The 21,856-nt window shown below is 35.0% G+C and carries 20 protein-coding genes; 19 read left to right on the top strand and 1 reads right to left on the bottom strand.

Translation table 11 applies throughout. The annotated features are described in order from the left end of the window. The first annotated feature begins 211 nt into the window (after positions 1-211). The 3 genes from IGJ01_RS10985 to IGJ01_RS10975 all read left to right on the top strand — a co-directional run bounded on the left by IGJ01_RS10985 (position 212) and on the right by IGJ01_RS10975 (position 2,897). Complete coding sequence (locus IGJ01_RS10985) at positions 212-589, top strand: DUF7006 family protein (RefSeq protein ID WP_005234961.1); 378 nt, start codon at positions 212-214, stop codon at positions 587-589. A gap of 138 nt (positions 590-727) precedes the next feature. Beyond that, complete coding sequence (locus IGJ01_RS10980; RefSeq protein ID WP_430601074.1) at positions 728-1,495, top strand: putative ABC transporter permease; 768 nt, start codon at positions 728-730, stop codon at positions 1,493-1,495. 205 nt (positions 1,496-1,700) lie between these two features. Continuing rightward, complete coding sequence (locus IGJ01_RS10975) at positions 1,701-2,897, top strand: 3D domain-containing protein (RefSeq protein ID WP_194199525.1); 1,197 nt, start codon at positions 1,701-1,703, stop codon at positions 2,895-2,897. 300 nt (positions 2,898-3,197) lie between these two features. Here IGJ01_RS10975 and IGJ01_RS10970 read toward each other — a convergent pair whose 3' ends face one another. Further along, positions 3,198-4,667 carry a helix-turn-helix domain-containing protein gene (locus tag IGJ01_RS10970; RefSeq protein ID WP_016621502.1) on the bottom strand — a complete coding sequence of 490 codons (1,470 nt, stop codon included), beginning with the start codon at positions 4,665-4,667 and terminating at the stop codon, positions 3,198-3,200. Positions 4,668-5,527: 860 nt separating this feature from the next. Between IGJ01_RS10970 and IGJ01_RS10965 the strand changes: the two genes are divergently transcribed. From IGJ01_RS10965 to IGJ01_RS10890, 16 genes are read left to right on the top strand one after another with little or no spacing between them, the layout of a single operon-like run. Beyond that, positions 5,528-6,397, top strand: coding sequence for a hypothetical protein (locus IGJ01_RS10965; protein WP_016621501.1), 870 nt, complete (start codon positions 5,528-5,530; stop codon positions 6,395-6,397). A 49-nt stretch (positions 6,398-6,446) separates the two neighbouring features. Further along, positions 6,447-7,379, top strand: a complete 933-nt coding sequence (locus IGJ01_RS10960; protein ID WP_005234969.1) for an LCP family protein — start codon at positions 6,447-6,449, stop codon at positions 7,377-7,379. Positions 7,380-7,394: 15 nt separating this feature from the next. After that, positions 7,395-8,174, top strand: coding sequence for a YveK family protein (locus tag IGJ01_RS10955; protein WP_008378786.1), 780 nt, complete (start codon positions 7,395-7,397; stop codon positions 8,172-8,174). A 9-nt stretch (positions 8,175-8,183) separates the two neighbouring features. Further along, entirely contained in the window at positions 8,184-8,891 is a 708-nt protein-coding gene (locus tag IGJ01_RS10950; RefSeq protein WP_005234973.1) for a CpsD/CapB family tyrosine-protein kinase, read from the top strand. A 23-nt stretch (positions 8,892-8,914) separates the two neighbouring features. Next, positions 8,915-9,679, top strand: coding sequence for a tyrosine-protein phosphatase (locus IGJ01_RS10945; protein ID WP_016621499.1), 765 nt, complete (start codon positions 8,915-8,917; stop codon positions 9,677-9,679). A gap of 12 nt (positions 9,680-9,691) precedes the next feature. Continuing rightward, positions 9,692-11,509 (top strand): polysaccharide biosynthesis protein, encoded by a 1,818-nt coding sequence (locus IGJ01_RS10940; RefSeq protein WP_016621498.1) that lies wholly within the window; start codon positions 9,692-9,694, stop codon positions 11,507-11,509. 12 nt (positions 11,510-11,521) lie between these two features. Then, positions 11,522-12,136 (top strand): sugar transferase, encoded by a 615-nt coding sequence (locus IGJ01_RS10935; protein ID WP_042890468.1) that lies wholly within the window; start codon positions 11,522-11,524, stop codon positions 12,134-12,136. After that, entirely contained in the window at positions 12,133-13,029 is an 897-nt protein-coding gene (locus IGJ01_RS10930) for a sugar nucleotide-binding protein (RefSeq protein ID WP_016621496.1), read from the top strand. Before IGJ01_RS10935 ends, IGJ01_RS10930 begins: the two co-directional genes overlap by 4 nt. Beyond that, positions 13,022-14,242, top strand: coding sequence for a glycosyltransferase family 4 protein (locus tag IGJ01_RS10925; protein WP_016621495.1), 1,221 nt, complete (start codon positions 13,022-13,024; stop codon positions 14,240-14,242). Before IGJ01_RS10930 ends, IGJ01_RS10925 begins: the two co-directional genes overlap by 8 nt. After that, a complete protein-coding gene (locus IGJ01_RS10920) occupies positions 14,235-15,257 on the top strand; it encodes a polysaccharide biosynthesis protein (RefSeq protein ID WP_016621494.1) in 1,023 nt (340 codons plus the stop codon). The genes IGJ01_RS10925 and IGJ01_RS10920 overlap by 8 nt, the downstream gene beginning before the upstream one ends. Further along, on the top strand, positions 15,254-16,363 hold the full coding sequence (locus IGJ01_RS10915) for a capsular polysaccharide biosynthesis protein CapF (protein ID WP_016621493.1): 1,110 nt from the start codon (positions 15,254-15,256) through the stop codon (positions 16,361-16,363). The genes IGJ01_RS10920 and IGJ01_RS10915 overlap by 4 nt, the downstream gene beginning before the upstream one ends. A 2-nt stretch (positions 16,364-16,365) precedes the next feature. Next, complete coding sequence (gene wecB, locus IGJ01_RS10910; RefSeq protein ID WP_196044652.1) at positions 16,366-17,490, top strand: non-hydrolyzing UDP-N-acetylglucosamine 2-epimerase; 1,125 nt, start codon at positions 16,366-16,368, stop codon at positions 17,488-17,490. After that, entirely contained in the window at positions 17,487-18,599 is a 1,113-nt protein-coding gene (locus IGJ01_RS10905) for a glycosyltransferase family 4 protein (RefSeq protein ID WP_244732088.1), read from the top strand. Before wecB ends, IGJ01_RS10905 begins: the two co-directional genes overlap by 4 nt. A 14-nt stretch (positions 18,600-18,613) precedes the next feature. Beyond that, positions 18,614-19,843, top strand: a complete 1,230-nt coding sequence (locus tag IGJ01_RS10900; RefSeq protein WP_244732085.1) for a glycosyltransferase family 4 protein — start codon at positions 18,614-18,616, stop codon at positions 19,841-19,843. Further along, positions 19,844-20,773: a glycosyltransferase gene (locus tag IGJ01_RS10895; RefSeq protein ID WP_430601073.1), complete on the top strand. Its 930-nt coding sequence runs from the start codon at positions 19,844-19,846 to the stop codon at positions 20,771-20,773. A 12-nt stretch (positions 20,774-20,785) separates the two neighbouring features. Continuing rightward, a complete protein-coding gene (locus tag IGJ01_RS10890; protein ID WP_244732079.1) occupies positions 20,786-21,856 on the top strand; it encodes an EpsG family protein in 1,071 nt (356 codons plus the stop codon).

Raw genomic sequence — 21,856 nt, 5'->3', positions numbered from 1 at the left:
GTGAAGTTAAAAATTGTGTCGGTTATATCTATAAAATAATAGTGTGTTTTTTATTTATCTATTTGTTTTGAATAATTGTCAGAATTTTGTTGCGAAATACTATGGCTTCTTTCGATACAAAAAGTAGGGCGACATCAGCGACAGCCGGATAGAGAAAGATAGCTCAAAGCGGCGAGGAATAGAAGAAACATAAGATCTACGTTTAAAAATAATGGAACTAGGGGGAAGGAAATTGTTTTATCAATCAGTAAATGAGTATCTAGTAAAAATGAGAGAAGGATTATCTGCTGAAACCATTAAAGGTGAAATGCCATCAGTCTATGCGTACTGGTTAGCACAGGAAGCAGAATTGAAAAAAATATTGAAAAACAAAGACATGGCTTTTTGGATGGATATCCAAAGAGTTCTCTTGATCGATGCAAAATTAGTATTACTTCGCAGTTATATCAATGACTACGATTTTCACGGATTTTCCGAAGATGAGATCATTGCAAATGTGGAACAAGATCATTTTACCTTTAACAAAGAACTGTGTGGCTATAGTTTGAAAGAACAAGTGCACCCATCAATTATTTTTGGTGATCAATAAGCAACGAAAAAAGAACGTTCAAACAGGGAATAAGCTACTGCACTGATTCAAAATAAGACTGATTGATTTGTGGTATGATTGTGATGACAAGTACGATTGCACAGATCATTGTGACAGTTTGAAAAGGAGCGGATAGGTATGGTTCAATTTGAACGGATCATTTTATTATTTTTCTTGTACTCATTTATCGGTTGGCTTTGGGAAACCATTTATTGCTCACTAAAAGCCAAGCACTTTGTTTATCGGGGCTTCCTTGTTGGTCCCATCACACCCATCTACGGCTTTGGGATTCTTGGCGTTGTCTATTTATTGCGGCCATTGCATGAGCAAGTGATTCCACTGTTCTTTGCGGCAGCGTTGTTGGTTACCGTGCTTGAATATGTGACAAGTTATTTACTTGAGCGTTTTTTTCATGCCTCATGGTGGGATTATAAAGAAGTCCCATTGAATATCAATGGACGGGTGGCATTGCCGATTTCTCTTTTTTGGGGCTTGTGCTGTGTGCTCATTGTTCGATTTGTTCATCCGCAAATGCTGGAGATTGTTCAAACATTGAGTGCTCGCGTAGGATTCTTATTGCCAGTTTTCTTATTAATGGTTCTCTCTTTTGATATGGGCTATACCCTAGCTAACTTGGTTGCCTTTCAGAAAGCGGTGCAACAGGTCAATCAAGCCTTTGAACAGCACAAAAAAGAATTGGCTGAAAATATTGAGCAATATAAAAACGATTGGCAAGGGCGTTTCGCAGCGTTTCCAGAAGAATGGCGCATATTAAAACAGAATCTACCGAGATTGACTTTCCATCAAAGAAGACTCTTAAAAAACTTTCAAAAGTTAGAAATCAATCAGATAAAAAGCAGTCAGGAATTGTCTCGATTTATTGAAGCGATCCGTAAGAAAAAATAGGTTTGTTACGGTAAGATTACAAAAAATAAACCCTTATCAATGCTGATTCTTCCCACTTCTGACTGATTTCAGTTGAAAAAGACGATTAAAACACCCACTATTACGATAATTTGTAACAAATTGTAAAGGTCCTGCAATAAAATTCTTCTTAAGAATTTGTATAATAGGATATGTTGGAAAACATAGTGAGAAGTGAGGGAATTTTTTGAAGGCAAAGAAACTACGAACAATCGTTGTCGCTGTCTTTGCGGCAGGAATCGTTTCTCCAATCTTTGCGCAGGCTGAGTCACTTGAATCATTGCAAGAGCAAGAAAGTGCCGTCATGCAGCAAAGTCAGGAAATCAGTACGGAAGTACAGATTGCATTGACTGATGTGAATGCGAAATACAGTGAGGTAGAAGAGCTAAAAGCTCAAATCGCTGAAAATGAAGAATCATTAGCAACAACCAAAGCAGAAATCAAAACTGCACAAGAAACAATTGAAAAGCGTGAAGCAGTCGTTGCGGAACGTATGAAAGACATCCAAGTCAATGGCGGGGCTACCAGAGACTGGACGGTACTGTTAGAATCATCAAACATCCAAGATTTTATCAATCGTGCCTATGCGATGACGATGTTACAAAACTTGGAAAAAGAAAAGATCGATTCATTAACAGCTGAAAAAGAAAAGCTAGAAGCTTTAGAAGAAAAAGCACAGTCAACACAGCAATCATTGAAAGAAAATCAAACCGCATTAGAATCAGAAGCCAAAACACTGGATTCAAAAATTGCGAATCTACAAGCCCAATTGAAAGAAAACGAATCAACTTTGGCACAAATCGCTTCAAGCAAAGAAGCTGAAACAGCTCGCTTAGCTGCTGAAAAAGCAGCAGAAGAACGAGCAGCCAAAGAAGCGGCAGAACAAGCAGCGAAAGAAAAAGCAGAAAAAGAAGCAGCCCAAGCTGCCGAACGTTCAAGCGCTTCTGAATCACAATCGTCTGCTTCATCGAGCAGCAATACGACTGAAAGCAGCACCTCATCATCGAGCAGCTCTTCAAGCAGTAACAATAGCTCAAATAGCAGCTCAAGCAATACCAACAACAACAATAACAATAGCAACAACAGCAATACAAGCAGTGGTCGGACATTGATGATGGAATCAACTGCCTACTCTTATAAAGAAGCTGGCTCCAGTTTCTTTACAGCAAGCGGTACAGACTTACGTAAAAATCCAATGGCAGTTGCCGTGGATCCAAGCGTGATTCCGTTAGGCACCTTAGTCAATGTTGAAGGCTATGGCGTAGCACTAGCGCTTGATACTGGTGGCGCGATCAAAGGAAATATCATTGATGTTCACTTTGATAACGTAGCACAATGTATCCAATGGGGACGTCGTCAAGTAAAAGTAACGATTCTCGATTAATCAATCAACTAGCAAGAAGCAGCTCACAGAATGAAGTGGCTGCTTCTTTTTTTTGCTTTTAATAGAATAAGGCATAAGTAGAGAGCGTATCGCTGTGTCAGTGCCGACCCGAATGGATACGCTCTATTTTGATTTAAATTGCCCATAAGTCCTTACAATCGTTCTCTCAGTTATTTATTTTGTGGTGATCTAATCATACTAGAGAACGATATGTTTTTTAATACCTAAAATGAAAATGGGGCTGAAGAATCAGTTATGATTCCTCAGTCCCATAAATTAAAGAGCCAAGATTTTCATTTATCAAGGATTGAAGTTGGCATTCAGTTTTTCTTCTAAAGCTTCCCAGTCGTGCTCATCGGGAAAAGTTTTGAATAGCAAATAATCAATGTCTTGGGCATATTCGGTAATGTATTCCGTATAGTTGGTGACGATCAAGTCAATTTGATTTTTTTCCAAATAGCCTGCCGACAATTCATTGGAGTCTGGAAAATAAAATGTCCGAGAGCTGCGCAAATAACGAACAGATTTGCATTTTAATAATTGGCATAAATAAAAGGGGCCTTCAAACAAAAAAGCGATATTCTTCTTTGCTTGCCAGTACAAAGATTTAATAGAGGTAACGTACATCGTAAGACTCGTTCCTAAGTGTTCCAGTGTGATACTGTCCCAAATTTCTCTGGCTAATGGTTGCGTCAACAGATAGTTTTTAAATAGATGGTAATCATCCATATACGCCTCTTCGACAAAATGAACGGTATCCGAAATCATATGGTTTAATAAGGGGGATAATAATTGCTTGATTTTTGCTACCGTAAAAAAGGATTCTACTAAGAGCCGATCACGAGCGCTATCTTGAGTATCTGGCAAACAATCCTTGACAAAGGCTGCAGCAAGCTGCTTAATTTCAGGCCAATGATTATACTCTTTACAAAAGGTTTGTTCGATCGCCAAGTTGCTGATCGAACGACGGGTTTTCACCAATAAGAACAAATAAAGGACTTCCTCATAGGGAAGTTCTTTTTGGTATTGTTCACTCATTGCCTCGTTGATTTCAGAAAATAGCCGAAAATCATTATATTGCTCAAATATTTTTTTTATTTGCTTAGGCAACTCAATACCTTGACCCGCACAATGGCGCTCAAAGGTGATATACAAGTAATAATTGAATTCACCAAACGAACAAGCATGCTGGTCAAGTTGATAACATCTAGAAAAAGCGCTAGCAGTGATATTTTGGATGGCGATCGGCGGAAAAATCGTATGGGCAGTAATTTCCGATTCGTAATAGAAATCATGGAAAAACTTGCGAATATTGATCTCCTCACCAATAAAGCAAATAGGATTGGTTTGGATCTCCAAACGATAGAAAGAAAAAATCGGTTGCACTTTCCGCAAATAGCGAAGAACAGTGCTTTCTGATATATGGTATTTCTCAGCCCATTCAGATGAGCTATAAAGATCATTGTGGAAAATACTTTCGATGATATGGAAGAGAATCTCATTGGCAATCAGCGCACGTTTTTTCGTTAAATAAACAGCGGAATGTTTGATCGAAAAAATATACCCCTTGTGAGAAGAGTCGATCGATAAACAATCGCCAAAGTACTCTTTTAGATCCGTCACATCCGTAACGATCGTTCGCGTGGTACTTCCTGAAATTTTTGCCAAACCTTGAGTCGAACATTGATAATTTTTCTCGAATGCCCTCAAAATTTTCAGCCATCGAATCGTTGCAGTATTAGTAATAAAATTTATTTGAAAATTTCTCAAGACGTGGCTCCTTTCACGAACAAAATCGCAAATCTTACTTATTCATCTTAAAGAAGATAGGGAAGAAAAAACAAATCACGTATTTCATCGATTGGTGAAATCTATACCTGAGTCTATGCGAGATTTTTTGCATTTTCTATAAATCAACTGACGATCGGCATATATATAGGTAGAAACACGTTTTTTCCAGCATGTCGAAGAAGATTGATGGAAATTGAATAGCCAGAGAGGGGGCGAGACGATAAGTGTTTAGTGGTGGAATAAAAATTAAATGATTATTGTTTTTCGGGGGGCGATTGAATATTAAGGGGAACAGAATTGAAGAAAAAAGTCACTTTGCGAAAGACAACTTATAATTTTAACAGGAACGATTGACGTAAATAAATAGCAGCCGCAAAGGAAACCCTAAGTGCGCCAAGAAAAGAATTCAGCTTTGCCAAATTAATTTATAATAACAAGAAAAGTGTATAAAAATACTTTCTGAATTTCTTATCTTTTCTATTTATAATGAAAAGATGTTGAGAAAGTGAACGAATATAATCTCTTAAGGTTATTTTTCTATAATGTGACAACCTTCAAAGGTGATGATAACAACGATTATAACTGAATTATTCATTATTTAAAATGAGGGTTTAAATAAACTGTCAAGTAAAGTAGACGTTATTTATGGTTTTTTAAAATAACTGATGTTTGGCATTATATAAGTCTTTTATTGACGAAAAATATACCTTAATAAATAAAAAACGGGAATTTCCTTTATTTAATGATACATTTCTCTTATAATAAACTAGAATTGCCTTTATTATGTGAGAGGAAGGCAGAATGCTTAAACAAGCACAATTGAAGTAGGGAGTGTGTTCATGGGAAAGCCGTTAATAAAGACTTTGACTGTTTTAGCCGTTGGTATTGGCGCCGTTGCAATTTGTTTAATTGGTTACCGACAAAATAACCAAAGGCAATATCAGCAGCGAGTCGAATATGCACAGACAGCGATTGCAAGCGAGCGAGAGCGCTTGAATGAACTGTCCGGAGAAATTACTGGTATGTACAGCAACGAAGAGCAAACGTTTTTACGAAGTGATCTTAGCGAAGAAGAGGTTTTGAAAACTGTCGCGAAACTATCAGCAGTAAAAGTATCTGCAGATGATTACGGAATCGAAGAGAGCGCATTACCGAGCGAATCTGTTGAGATTCAAGAAAAGAAACAAGCGCTGGATGATCAACTAAAAGAGATCGAGGCAAAAGTGAAAGTACAAGCTAATACAGCAGCGCTGTTTACTGAAGGTGTTTCGAATTGGCAAGTTGCTGAGAACAATGTCACTATTAAAGAGGATCTAAAAGAAACGGACTTAGGGAATGTCCGTGAGGATTTAAATTTTCTTGAAGATGGTCCGTGGAAAGACCTTGTTTCTGCTTATTTAGAGTTTGCGACCACTCAATTGGATCGCATTACACAAATTCAAGCCAGCTTGAATGCTATGCTGCAAGATAATGTTGTAACTAGCGAAGCGACTTTGGATGGCTATTTAGCTCTGATTGACAGCATCAATCAAGTGCGAAATCAAGTACTTAAAGATTCTTTTACAGAGTCCGCTAATTCAATTGCGGCTCAAATGGGGTATACAGGCTATACCAGTTATATTCCCTCAGCTTCAACTGAAAGTTATTCTGACGATACATCAACAGGAGACGGTACTGGAACAGAGACAAGTTCAGCGTCTTACTATTAAATAAGATGAAACGTGCTGAAGGAAATTTTAGATAACTGGAGGAAAGCAAATGTCAAAAGGAAAAAAAATCTTTTTAATCATCTTTTCAATCGTTGCAGTTTTAGTCATCGGAATGATCGGTGTCGCTGCAAAATTATATTTTGATGTATCAAACTCAATTCAAGAAACCTATCAATCAGTCGAACGTGATCGAGAAGATCGTCTACGTGAAAATGATGTCGACCTATCCCAAAAAGATTCCTTCTCGGTTTTACTGATGGGGATCGATACCGGTGATTTAGGAAGAGTCGAACAAGGACGTTCTGATACCATGATGGTGGCGACCATCAGCCCACAAGACAATCAGACGACGGTGGTGAGTATTGGAAGAGATTCCTATGTTGATATCGTTGGACATGGGACGACAGATAAAATTAATCATGCCTATGCTTTTGGTGGACCAGCGATGGCAATGAATACCGTAGAAAAATTCTTGGATATTCCGATCGATCATTATGTATCAATCAATATGGCTGGTTTGAAAGAATTAGTCGATGCGGTTGGCGGCATTGAAGTTGATAATGAAATCACCTTTTCGCAAGATGGCTTTGATTTTGCTATCGGACGTACATCACTAAATGGCGAACAAGCCCTTGCTTATTCAAGAATGCGTTATGAAGATCCAAACGGCGATTATGGACGTCAAGAACGCCAACGTAAAATCGTTGAAGGGATCGTTAAGAAAGTCTTGAGTCTTGATGGAATCACCCAATATCAAACGATCTTAAATGCCGTTGAGCAAAACATGAAGACAGATATGAGTTTCGATGACATGCGAACCTTAGCATTTAATTATCGCAGTGCCTTTCAAACGATCAAACAAGATCAGTTGCAAGGGGAAGGATTCATGCAAGACGGCATCTCATATCAGCGTGTGAGTGACGAAGAACTAGCAAGAGTTCAAAAAGAGTTGAAAGCTCAACTAAATCTAGAGAATGAATAGGAAAGTGGAGAAAAGATGGAAGAAACAATTAGCTTAAAAGAAATATTCGCAATTCTACGGAAACACTTAGCTGCTATTTTTATTTCAATGTTTGCTGGTTTAGCTTTAGCAGGGATATTCACCTTCTTTGTCATTACACCGAAATACAGTTCACAAGCTCAGTTGATTGTGACATTGCCTCAATCCGAAACTACCAATGCCAACGATGTGAATACAAACTTGCAAATGATCAATACGTATAAAGATATGATTGTCAGTGACTTGGTTATGACACAAGTAAAGGATCGTTTGGAGTCTGAAAATAACCTTGACTTGACTGTCGGACAATTGAAAGAATCCATTTCGATCAACCAGTCACAGAACTCACAGATGTTTTCCATTCAGGCAACTAGTACAAATGCAGTGTCAGCGCAAAATATTGCCAATACGACAGCATTGGTCTTTCAAGAAAATGCTCAAGATGTTATGAATGTTGATAAAATCTCAATCATTTCAAGTGCGGTAGCTAGTACTACACCAGTTTCACCTAACAACAAACTAAATTTAGCCATTGGTCTGGTATTAGGGATCATGGTCGGTGTCGGTTTAGCCTTCTTATTGGAGCTACTTGATCGAACTGTCAAAGATGATAAATTTGTAACCGAAACATTAGGCTTTACCGTATTGGGTACTGTACCCCAAATGTCACCAAAAGAATTGGCTGCGACCATTCAGAAAAAGCCAAGCGCACCATTTATTAAGAAACCGCAAGGCGACAAAACGGCAGAATCACGCCGTAGTCGTAGCCGGGTCTAGGAGGGAACAATGATGGCAAAAAAACAAGAACGTACTGGGACACAGACACATGCAGTAAGTTTGATCACGCTAATTGATCCTTCTTCACCAATCTCAGAGCAATATCGTACGATCCGTACAAATATTCAATTTGCTTCTTCCGCAGATAAACAAATTAAGACTATTGTTGTTACTTCTTCTGGTCCAGGGGAAGGGAAATCGACAACTTCAGCCAATTTAGCAGTTGTTTTTGCTAAATCAGGACAACGGGTATTGTTAGTTGATGCCGATATGCGAAAGCCTACTGTATACAAAACATTCAGTCTAAACAATGCAAGTGGATTGAGTACCGTGTTAAGTACCTCAACGAGCGTCCTTGAAGCAGCTCAAAAAACGGTGATTGATAATTTATCTGTCTTAACCAGCGGACCAAAACCACCAAATCCATCTGAGCTACTTGGGTCAGCACGAATGAACCAAGTGATGGAAGAAGCGAAAAACCTTTATGATGTGGTTATCTTTGATATGCCACCAGTTGTAGCAGTCACCGATGCACAAATCATGGCATCTAAAGCAGATGGGACGATCTTAGTGGTTCGAGAAAATGTTGCACGTAAAGAATCCTTAACAAAAGCGAGAGATCTTTTGAATATGGTTCAAGCAAGAATCATTGGGGTGGTCTATAACGGTGCCGAACACTCGAAAGATTCAGGTTACTACTATTATTATGGAAATTAATTAATTTGAAGGAGACGAGAGAAATGATTGATTTACATTGCCACATTTTACCAGGAATTGATGATGGCGCAGAAGACATCACTGCGAGCATTGCTATGGCTGAAAAAGCGATTAGCCAAGGGATTACGCATATTCTTTGTACCCCACATCATAACAATGGAAAATACCGCAATCCGAAGTCAGAGGTCATTTCTCTCGTTACTTCTTTACAAGAAGAATTAGACGCACGGAACCTGCCCTTGACAGTACTTGAGGGACAAGAGGTGAGAATAACAGGAGATTTAATTGAGGATATACAGAAAAATGACATCCTTTTTACAGATCTTGATGATACGTATATCTTGATAGAATTTCCTACGATTGAAGTGCCTACGTATGCAGAACAAATATTCTTCGATTTACTACAGCTGGGAAAGATTCCAGTCATTGTCCACCCCGAGCGGAATGCTCATTTTAGAAAAGACCCTAACAATCTCATCCCTTTTTTAGATATGGGCTGTTTAGCTCAGTTAACTGCGCCAAGTTATGTCGGCGTATTTGGAAAAGAGATCCAAAAAACCGCAAAAACAATGGTTGAACATAATCTTGTTCAGATGGTCGCTTCGGATGCCCATGGCGTCACAAAACGCACCTTTAATTTGAAAGAAGCTTATGAGCAAATTGAGCAAGATTTTGGCATGCTCAAAGTAACCTTGATGAAACAAGTAGCAAAAGATTTGATAAACGGGGATCAAATCAGTTTTCCAGCTTTTACAGAAGTGAAAAAAAAGAAATTCGGGTTATTTTAGGGGGCAACTGGGTTGTTTGAATTAACGAGAAGAAGAAAAATTGTAACTTTGATAGTTGTAGATAGTTTATTGATCATAGCAGCGAATATAGCAGCAGTTTATTTTATGAAACCCTTTGTGGCGATCCCAAAAGAATTTACATTGATGTCGGTGAGCCTTTCTGTCGGTTTCTATCTTTTTTATGGTTCAGTGTTTCGTGTTTTTTCTCGAATCAATCGTTACACGAACTTGAAAGAAATGATTGCTATCTTCTTGGCTGTATCATGCAGCGCTTTTACTTGTAACGTGATCTTGTTTTTCGGTGATGAAACCTATAGCGTGCGCTTAGTGATCTTTACGTACTTTCTTTCGCTCTTTCTGATTATTGCTAGTCGATTGATTTGGCGGATCTATATTGAAAGAAAAAATATGAGGGGGACGTCCAATGAGGTTGTCAAAAGTACCCTGATCGTCGGTGCAGGAGAAGGCGGCCGTATTCTTTATAATAGCTTTGTAGGTTCGAAAACGGCAAGTGACATTAATATTATCGGATTTGTCGATGATGATCCGAATAAACGAAACACTTATCTTTCTGGGAAAAAAGTCTTGGGTTGTATAAGTGATTTACCTGATTTGATTCAAAAGTATGAGATCAATATGGTTACGATCGCTATTCCATCCTTGTCACGGAAAAAATTGCGGAGTATTTTTAGCTTAATTGAACCTTTGCATGTCAAAGTCAACACGATGCCATCAATGGAAGAAATCGCCTCTGGAAAAATCAGCACATCACGTTTGAAGAAAATCGATGTCGTTGATTTGCTAGGCAGAGACGAAGTCAAATTGGATATCGACTCCATCAAAGATCAAATTACTGGAAAGACGATATTAGTGACTGGTGCTGGTGGATCGATCGGTTCCGAAATCTGTCGCCAAGTGATTCAATTCAATCCTAAAAAACTAGTTTTGTTAGGACATGGCGAAAACTCGATTTACTTAATTGACCGTGAGTTGAACATCAATTTTAAAGATAATATTACCGAAATCGTTCCTGTTATAGCCGATATACAAGATCGAGAAAAGATGTTTGAAATCATGAAGGAAGTCAAACCGGATATCGTTTATCATGCGGCAGCACATAAACACGTACCGTTGATGGAATACAATCCTAAAGAAGCAGTTAAAAACAATATTTACGGAACGAAAAATACCGCTGAAGCTGCCAAAGCTGCGAAAGTGAAAAATTTTGTAATGGTGTCTACGGATAAAGCCAATAATCCACCAAACGTCATGGGGGCAACAAAGCGCATCTCCGAGATGATTGTTACCGGCTTGAATGAAAAAGGTTGCACGAAATTTTCTGCTGTGCGTTTTGGCAATGTCTTAGGTTCAAGAGGCAGTGTGATTCCAGTATTCCGTGAGCAAATAGCAAAAGGTGGACCGATCACAGTAACTGATTTTCGTATGACCCGCTATTTCATGACGATCCCAGAAGCTAGCCGATTGGTTATTCAGTCAGGGGCACTTGCTAAAGGTGGCGAAATCTTCATTTTAGATATGGGCGAACCGGTGAAAATCGTTGATCTTGCGAAGAATATGATTCGTCTAAGTGGTTATAGTGAAGAAGAGATTGAGATTATTGAAACCGGGATTCGACCTGGGGAAAAATTATATGAAGAGCTTTTGCTGGATAAAGAACGAAATGATGAAGCAGTCTTTGAGAAAATTTTTGTTGGGAATATCAAAGGATATTCATTGGAAGAGGTACTTTGTTTTGTAGATGCACTTCCTAAAGATAGTGCTACATTGGCTAATGAAATTGTGAAATTTGCAAATGCTTCAAACAAATAGGAGTGGGTTTTATTGTATAAGGATGGATTGAAACGAATCATTGATTTTATTTTATCGTTAATGGGGATTGTTGTGTTATCACCGGTTTTATTACTTTTATGTTTAGCAATAAAACTAGATTCTAAGGGAGCAATTATTTTCAAGCAAAAACGGGTTGGTAAAAATAAAACCCATTTTAACATTTATAAATTTCGGACAATGAAGATCGATACACCGAAAGAAATGCCGACACATCTTTTAGCAGACCCTGATTTTTATATCACCAAGGTCGGAAAATTTTTAAGAAAAACCAGTTTGGATGAACTGCCTCAGTTGTTCAATATTATCAAAGGTGATATGGCTGTCATTGGGCCTCGTCCAGCGCTATGGAATCAATATGATTTGATTGAAGAACGTGATAAGTATGGGGCAAATGATATTCGTCCAGGATTGACTGGGTTGGCTCAAATTAGTGGTCGAGACGAGCTTGAGATTCCAATTAAGGCCAAGTTAGATGGCAAATATACGGATAATATTAGTTTAAGGATGGATATAAAATGCTTCTTTGGTACGATTACTTCTGTTTTCAAAAGTGACGGTGTCGTTGAAGGCGGGACTGGAACGATGAAGAAGGAGGAAATCGAATGAAACGAATCCTAATTACAGGAGCGAACAGTTATATCGGTACATCCTTCGAGAAATGGATGCAGCAATTTGGCGATAACTATCAAATTGATACAATTGATATGCATGGAGATCAATGGAAAGAAAAAGATTTCTCTCAGTATGATTCTGTTTTTCATGTCGCAGGAATTGCTCATGCAGATGTATCAAAAGTCAGTGAAGAAACGAAACAACTTTATTATAAAGTGAATTGCGATCTTGCAGTTGAGACAGCAGAAAAGTACAAAAACGATTTAAATGGAAAAAACGGACAATTTATTTACATGAGTTCGATTATTATTTATGGTGAGGAAACAAATATAAATAAGAAGCGTGTTATTACTCCAGAAACACAACCTAATCCATCCAATTTTTATGGTGATAGTAAGTGGAAAGCAGAAAAAGCTTTAATAGAAACACACAACAAAAATTTGAATATAGTAATTTTGCGACCACCAATGATTTACGGGGAAAATAGTAAAGGGAATTTTCGAGAACTTGTAAAATTAGCGAATAAGCTTCCAATTTTTCCATTAGTAAATAATCAGCGATCAATGTTATATATTGAAAATTTGTGTATAGTCATTAGAGAAATTATAGACAAAAATAAAGAGGGGGTATTTTTTCCTCAAAATAACGAATATGTTCAAACGAGTACCCTCATTAAATTGATAGCAAAAAGTACAAATCATAATCTGTTTATCTTGAATTATGTAAGTTTATTGATTAAGGTTTTAGGCTATTTTCCAGGTAAAATAGGTAAATTGACAAACAAAGCTTTTGGTAATCTAATTTATGCTCCGATTACAAGAAATCCAGATTTTGTAGATTTTGAAGAATCTGTTAAAAGAAGTGTAGGTATAGATAGAAATGAGTAAAAAGATATTAGTAGTATCACAATATTTTTATCCAGAACAATTCAGAATTAATGACATATGTACTTCGTGGGTTAAACGAGGCTATGAAGTTACTGTCCTTACGGGGATACCTAACTATCCTCAAGGAGATTTTTATAAAGGATATAGTCTGAAGAAAAGACGAAAAGATGATTTCGATGGCGTTAATATAATTAGAATTCCAATAATACCTAGAAAAAGCAACAGTATAATGATGGCTTTAAATTATCTTTCTTTTGTTATATCCGGATTATTTTGGAATCTGAATAATAAAGAAAAATTTGATATGGTATTTATTTATGAGGTATCTCCTATGACGCAAGCAATGCCAGGGATTTGGATTGCGAAAAAATTAAAAATTCCCTGTTATATCTATGTAATGGATTTGTGGCCAGAGAATTTTGAAATTATCACAGGAATCTCAAATAAACTGATAATTAAGACTTTAGATAACATGGTCGATTATATTTATAAAAATTGCACCAAAATTTTTACAGCCTCGGAGAGTTTTAAAAAGAATATTGAAAGTCGCGGACATGATTCAAATAAAATTTATTTTTGGCCTCAGTATGCGGAAGAATTTTATCGTCCTAATGCTTTAGCAAGTGACAAAATAAAACAAGATGATAAGATTAATATTACTTTTGCCGGTAATGTTGGGATGGCTCAAGGATTGGATATATTACCTTCTATTGGTGAAGATTTAAAGCGTAGGGATTCCAATATAAGATTTAATATTGTTGGAAACGGTAGATATTTATCAACATTAAAAGAGGAAATAGAGCAAAAAAATCTTCAAGAATATTTTTGTTTTATAGATCCTGTGCCACCAACGGAAGTATCAGGAATTTTTTCGGCGAGTGATTTTTCATTTGTCTGTCTTCAGGAAAGTGAGATCTTTTCGATGACCATACCAGCGAAACTTCAATCTAGTATGGCTTGTGGAAAGCCTATACTACTATCTGCTAGTGGAGAATCTCAGACAATTGTCAAAAACGCCGATTGTGGATTCGTTAGCGATGCAGGAAATATTAGCCAATTACTAAATAATCTAATGCTAATTGAGTCACTTACCAGAGATGAAATTGTTCATATGGGGAACAACTCAAGAAACTACTTTTTAGAGTATTTTGAAAAAGAACTACTTTTAGATAAAATGGATAATTATATAACAGAGGAGACATATAATGTTTGAAAATAAAACACTGCTAATAACTGGTGGTACAGGGTCTTTTGGAAATGCTGTTATGAAAAGATTTCTTGACTCCGAAATAAAAGAAGTTCGTATTTTTTCTCGAGATGAAAAGAAACAAGATGATATGAGAAAGAAATACAACAATGACAAATTGAAATTTTATATTGGGGATGTACGCGATATAAATAGTGTTAAAAATGCAATGTACGGAGTAGATTACATATTTCATGCGGCTGCTTTAAAGCAAGTTCCTTCATGCGAATTCTTTCCGATGGAAGCTGTTAAAACAAATGTCATGGGTACGGATAATGTTGTGACAGCTGCTGTTGAGATGGGGGTAAAAAAAGTTATTTGTCTTTCAACAGATAAAGCTGCTTATCCAATCAACGCAATGGGGATTTCAAAGGCAATGATGGAGAAGGTTTTTGTAGCAAAAGCGAAAACTGTGACAGATGAAAATACAATGATTTGCGGAACGCGGTATGGTAATGTCATGGCATCCAGAGGTTCTGTGATTCCATTATTTATTGAGCAAATAAAAGCAGGAAAACCGTTAACTGTAACGGACCCGGGCATGACTAGATTCTTGATGAGTTTAGAAGAAGCCGTTGAATTAGTTGTTTTTGCATTTCAAAATGCAAAAGCAGGAGACATCATGGTTCAAAAATCGCCTGCGTCAACGGTCGGGGATCTAGCACAAGCAGTGAAAGAACTTTTTGAAGTCGAAAATGAGATTCAAATTATAGGCACACGTCATGGTGAGAAAAGATACGAAACCCTTCTTACAAAAGAAGAATACCTCGTTGCGAAAGATATGGGTGGCTTCTATCGTGTACCAGCCGATACTAGAGATCTTAATTATGAGAAATATTTTAGTGAAGGCAGTACCGAGTTGACACACGAAGGTGAATACAATTCTGATAACACAGAACGACTATCCGTAGAACAAATTAAGGAAAAATTATTAGCATTAGATTATGTTCAAGAAGAGTTGAAAGAGTGGAAAAGTCGATGAATATTTTAGTTACAGGAGCCAATGGATTTGTAGGTAGAAATTTAATTGCAGAGCTTCGAAACGAAGGTTATGAAAATATTTTTGAATATGATATAGATACTCCTCCACATTTATTAGATGAATACTGCTTAAAAGCAGATTTTATTTTTCATTTAGCGGGCGTAAATCGGCCCAAGGAAGAAGAAGCGTTTATGGAAGGAAATTTCGGTTTCACCTCAGTTCTTCTAGATAAACTAAAGGAATACAACAATACCTGTCCAGTAATGATATCATCCTCTATTCAAGCTGCTCTTAACAATGCTTATGGTCGCAGTAAGAAAGCTGGAGAAGATCTCTTACGAAAATATCAAAGTGAAACTGGAGCGAAAGTCTACATTTACCGATTCTCTAATTTGTATGGAAAATGGTCGAAACCAAATTATAATACGGTAGTAGCGACTTTTTGTTATAAAGTAGCTCGAGGTGAAGAAATAACCGTTAATGATAAAAATGCGGAAATTGAACTTTGCTATATTGATGATGTTGTTAAGGAATTGCTGCATTGCCTTCAAGCAAAACCATTTATTGTCGACGACTTTTGTTCAGTAAGAGAAACGGATACAGTAACTGTGGGCACTTTGAGAGATATAATTCTTTCTTTTAAAGAAAGTAGAAGAAATCTATCTGTACCTCAATTGAATCGTAGAATAGAAAAAAATCTGTATAGTACATTTCTTAGCTTTTTACCAGAGGATGAGTTTTCATATCCTTTAAAGATGAATATCGATGATCGCGGATCATTCACCGAATTTTTGAGGACTGAAGATCGCGGACAAGTCTCAATTAATATTTCAAAGCCGGGGATTGTTAAAGGAAATCACTGGCATCATACCAAAAATGAGAAATTTTTGGTAGTAAGTGGAAAAGGCGTCATCCGCTTTAGAAAGATTGATTCTAAAGAAATAATTGAGTATTTCGTTTCTGGTGAGAATTTAGAAGTAGTCGATATACCTGTTGGCTATACCCATAATATTGAAAATTTAGGGGATACTGACATGGTCACTGTTATGTGGGTAAACGAAACGTTTGACCCTGAAAATCCTGATACTTATTACGTGGAGGTCTAGCATTGAGAAAATTAAAAGTTATGACAGTCGTTGGGACTCGTCCAGAAATCATTCGCTTATCTGCAGTTATTAATCGTTTAGAGAGTTCTGAAGCGATTGACCATGTACTTGTACATACTGGTCAAAACTATGATTATGAACTAAATGAAGTTTTCTTTGAAGACTTTAAATTAAAGAAGCCAGATTATTTTTTGAATGCAGCAACAGGTACAGCCATTGAAACCGTTGGGAATATACTGATCAAAATAGATCCAATTCTTGAAGAAGTAAAACCAGATGCATTTTTGGTCTTGGGAGATACCAACAGTTGTTTATGTGCAATTGCCGCGAAGCGAAGACACATTCCTATTTTTCATATGGAAGCTGGAAATCGCTGTTTTGATCAAAGAGTACCAGAAGAAACAAATCGAAAAATTGTTGACCATACAGCTGATATTAATTTAACGTATAGTGATATCGCCAGAGAATATTTATTGAGAGAAGGGCTTCCAGCGGATCGAATCATTAAAACCGGTAGTCCCATGTTTGAAGTGCTGAATTCTAGAAAAAAAGATATTGAGCACTCACCTATTTTGGAAAAACTAAACCTTAAGCAAAATGAGTACTTTTTAGTGTCGGCACATAGGGAAGAAAATATCAGTTCAAAAGAAAATTTTCATGATCTCATGGATTCACTAAACTCAATTGCTGAAGCATATCAATATCCAATTATTATCAGTACTCATCCACGGACAATGAAAATGATAGAATCAGAGGGTATTCAATTCCACGAATTGATTCAAACCATGAAACCTATGGGATTTAATGATTACAATAAGCTTCAAATGAATGCTAAAGCTGTTTTAAGTGATAGTGGTACGATTAGTGAAGAAGCATCAATTCTCGGATTCAAAGCTCTAAATATCCGTCAGGCACATGAAAGACCAGAAGCTATGGAAGAAGCTAGTGTAATGATGGTTGGCTTAAAGAAAACCAGAATTCTTGAAGGATTAGAAATATTAGAAACACAAGAAAACGATGCTCTCCGACAAGTAATAGATTATACAATGCCGAATGTGTCAGAGAAGGTGTTAAGGATTATTGTTTCTTATACAGATTATGTGAATCGTGTGGTGTGGCATAAATGAAAAAGGTTCTAATAATACAGGCTGGTTTTTTTCCAGCTAAGAATTATGGTGGTCCACCGGTTAGTATTAAAAACCTTTGTTTAGCTTTAGATGGCTTATTTGATTTTTATATAGTTACTCAAAATAAAGAATTACACGAAAAAGAACCACTTTTAGCTAATAATAACATATGGCATTATATGTGGAATATAAATGTTAAATATCTCAATGCCAAAGATTTTTTTCCGTATAAATTTAATAAAATTGTGAGTGAAATAAGGCCAAGTACTCTTTATCTTCAAAGTTTTTTCAGTTTTAAGATAGTAATACCTACGATATTATATGCAAAAAAAAATAAAGTTAAATTGATAATTGCCCCAAGGGGTGAATTATTATCTGGTGCTTTGAAGAAAAAGTGGAAAAAAATACCTTACATTTATTTTATGAAGCTTATATTGCCTAAGAATACTTTGTTTCAAGGAACTAGCGCTGAAGAAATCAAGTCGTTGAAATTTTTTTTCCCAAAATGGGACAACATTTTTTTGAAAAATTTACCTTCTCCTATTGATTTACAATCTAGTTATCATAAGAAAAAAAATAACACTACTAAGTTTATCTTTTTGTCTAGAATTGTTAAAAAAAAGAATTTGAAATTTGCTTTAGATATTCTAAAGGATATTTCTGAGAATATTATTTTTGATATTTACGGACCTATTGAAGATTTGAATTATTGGAAACAATGTTCAGAATTAATTGCTTCTATGCCCGAAAATATTTCTATCAATTACTGTGGTGTAGTGTCTAATGAAGACGTTACAAAGGTTTTTAATCAATATGACTTCTTTTTATTTCCCACATATAGTGAGAACTATGGTCATGTAATTGTTGAAGCTATGGTGTCGAATTGTCCGGTCATTATAAGTGATAATACGCCGTGGAATGATATCAATATAGTTAAATCGGGTTTTGCTTTACCTTTATCTGAAAAAGAATTATTTGTTAATGCTATCAACAAAGCAATAAAAATGGATCAACAAGAATATAACAAGCTTATTATGAACAATAGAAGATTCGTAAGAGAGTTTGTTTATGATGATGTTTCTGTTGAAATGTATAGAGAATTATTTTAGAAGGGATGCTATAGATGGTGAAAGTTATTGTAGCACATCCGGCTCAACAACATTCTTTTAAAACAGCTGAACAATTGCATAAAAGAGAAATACTTGATAGTTACGTTACCTCTATTTATTTAAAAGAAGGGTCTTATACAGCAAAGTTAATAAAATTTCTAAAAAAAGATGACCTGATAAGAGCTAAAGGACGAAAAAGTGACAACATTCCTGATGAAAAAGTCATTTTGTTTTGTGAAATAAGCGGATTAATTCTATTGGCATTAAGGCGTATAAATTCACTAAAATTAATTTATAATATTTGGTGGAATTTTCATAATTGGCGTTTTAACAAAAAACTAATAAAATATCTTGACAATAAGAAAGACTTAGATGCTGTTATTTTGTATGACCAAGTATCTGCTGCTTTTTTTAGAAAAAAAAGAAAAGCACAATATAAGAAAGTTCTTGATATGACAGCACCATACTTTCTAGAGACATATAAATCTAAATATGCAAGTTTATTGGATAATCAAGATTCGGGAAAACTACATATTAGATACAAGGAAAAATATTTATTGAAAAATGTTCCAATCGAAATTTCCAATTCTGATGGCTTTTTAGTAGCATCAGAATTTACTAAAAATACACTTATTAAAAATGGTGTGAATGGTAACAAAGTCTTTAAATGTGTTTATGGTATTGAAGCTAGTTCTAATATAAAAATTGATAACAAAGAAAATAATAAGAATATTATTTCGCTATTATATATTGGAAGATATACAATTGAAAAGGGTGCACTATATTTTTCAGAAGTGGTAAAAAAATTGCCATCGAATTACAATATCACCGTGTTAGGTGAGTTCGATGAAGAGTCCACCCAATATAAATTAGTGAAAGATAGAGTGAATTTTTTAGGCCATGTTCCAAAAGCTAAAGTTAATGAAATTATTTCTAACGCTGATTTTTTAGTTTTTCCCTCACTAAGTGATGGCTTTGGTTTATCTGTTGTAGAATCATTATCACTTGGAACTCCAGTAATTTGCTCGGATAATGCTGGAGCAAATGAGCTCATTAAGAACAATTATAATGGATATAGTTTTAAAGCTGGCAGTAATGAAGAACTATTTGAAAGGCTAATAACATTAAATAAAAGTAATTACAGAGAATTTTCAAACAATGCGATTTTGTCGGTCAGTAACCTAACTTGGGATAACTATGGTATTGATCTTGTTAAAACGCTAAAAAAAATTATTGAGGAATGAATGAGATTGAATGACGTAGAAGTTCTTATGACTACTTATAATGGGGAAAAATATATATACGATCAATTAGATTCGTTATTAAAACAAAATTATGATTTTTTTAGTGTTAGCATTTACGATGACGGATCTACTGATAAAACAGTATCTATAATAAAAAGCTTTATAAAAGAGAATAATTTAAGCAATTGGAAATTAACAAAAAATATTCATAATAAAGGATGGAAAAAAAATTTTATTGACGCTGTGAGGTTCTCTAAAGCCCGATTTCTTTTGTTTTGCGATCAAGATGATATTTGGTATGAAAACCATATAAATGAGATGACTGAAATCATGAAAGACAATAATGACATTAAAGTACTGTGTTCAAATTATGAAATAATTAGCTTTTCTAATACTTTAATTGATAAAAAAAAATATTTTAAAAATGATTCGACATTAAATAAAATAAAAGTGTCAGAATCAAATTTTAATGTCCTGAGACCTGGGTGTTCCTATTGTCTGGATGGTGATTTCGCAAGGATCCAGGCTTTAGATTGGTTATCGGGTTGTCCCCATGATCAATATTTTTGGATATTGTCTTTATTTAATGATAGTTTGTATCTTTACAATAAAGTACTAATGGGATATAGAAGACATGACTCTAATAATTCTGGATTAATTAAAACAAGGAAAGAAATGGTTATAAGACTTGAACAAGATTTAAATTTAATAAAGTATCTATATGAGTTAAAATCAAGACAAAACTTTTTTCCAAACAATACAGTTGAACAAGTTTTGCGTAAACAGGAAAAATTTATTGAATTAAAACTAGATATATATAGACGGAAGAATCTGAGGAAAATTATTCCGTTAATATTTAAGTATCAAAAATGTTATATATCTTGGAAGCATATGGTTTTAGAGGTTAAAAATTGCTTTCTATTAAACTAAGGAGAAATATTGATGCATTTTCTATATATTTTGAACCTGTTTACAAATTTAGTTTCTATTAATCTAAAGAAAAGACAAACTATTTTTGTTCTATTTACATTCGCTTTTTTCGTTATTTTGATGGGAGGAAGTACAAGTGATCCAGACTGGCTTGGATACTTTGCACATTATGTAACATCAAATTCAAATACTTTGTCCATAGAATTTGGTTATAAAACTATTCAACAAATCTTTTATAGCCTAGGTTTTGAATATCAGATGTTTAGGTTATCAATATCTTTACTTTCGTTTTCTTTGATGTATTATATTTTAAATAAATTTATTGGTAAAAAGTCATGGAGCCTTTTTTTATTCTCGTATTCTTTGTTCCTTGTTTTTTATGATAGTATTCAAATCAGAAATTTTATAGGTTTTTTATTTGTTTTACTTGGTTTATTTTTTCTTTTTGAAAAAAAAAGAAATAAAATTGTATTTATTATTTGTGTTTTAATAGGCGCAAGCTTTCATATTAGTATGGTTGTTTACTTGATATTTTTAATTCCATATTTGAAAAATTATAATTTTTATTTATTTTTTATATTACTCTTTTCTGTAACTATATCGTCGTTAATAGTTTTCAATGGTATGAGAGTACCCTTTATAGAACCAATACTATCAAGTATTGATGGAGAAAAATATCTGACCTATTTTAAAGAAGGTACATCTCTAGGATCGTTATACCCAATAATTTTACAAATAATTAACTATATTTATATATATATTATTAGTCGCTTTTATGTTGATAAAGAGAACACTTTATATCACAATCAAATTATTTTGAATATAAATTTATTGTCATTTAGTTTTGTCCCATTCTTTATGGTTAATTTGAATTTCTACAGATTTATAAGGAATATTGTTTTTCTAAATCTAATTATAGGACAGAGAATATACAATGATTTATCTTCACAAAAACAAAAGATTTCACTAGTATCAATTACTATTATTTATATTCTAGCTTGGTGTTTTTATGGTTTTGTTATTAATAATGAGTTTAGTTTGGTTGTCGAAAATTTATTAACTGGTAATTATTGGTTTAAATGA

The organism is Enterococcus sp. AZ089 (genome assembly GCF_050547225.1).
GTDB classification, from domain to species: domain Bacteria; phylum Bacillota; class Bacilli; order Lactobacillales; family Enterococcaceae; genus Enterococcus_D; species Enterococcus_D entomosocium.
Note: the sequence above shows the minus strand (reverse complement) of the source record. Positions and strands in the feature narration are given on the sequence as shown.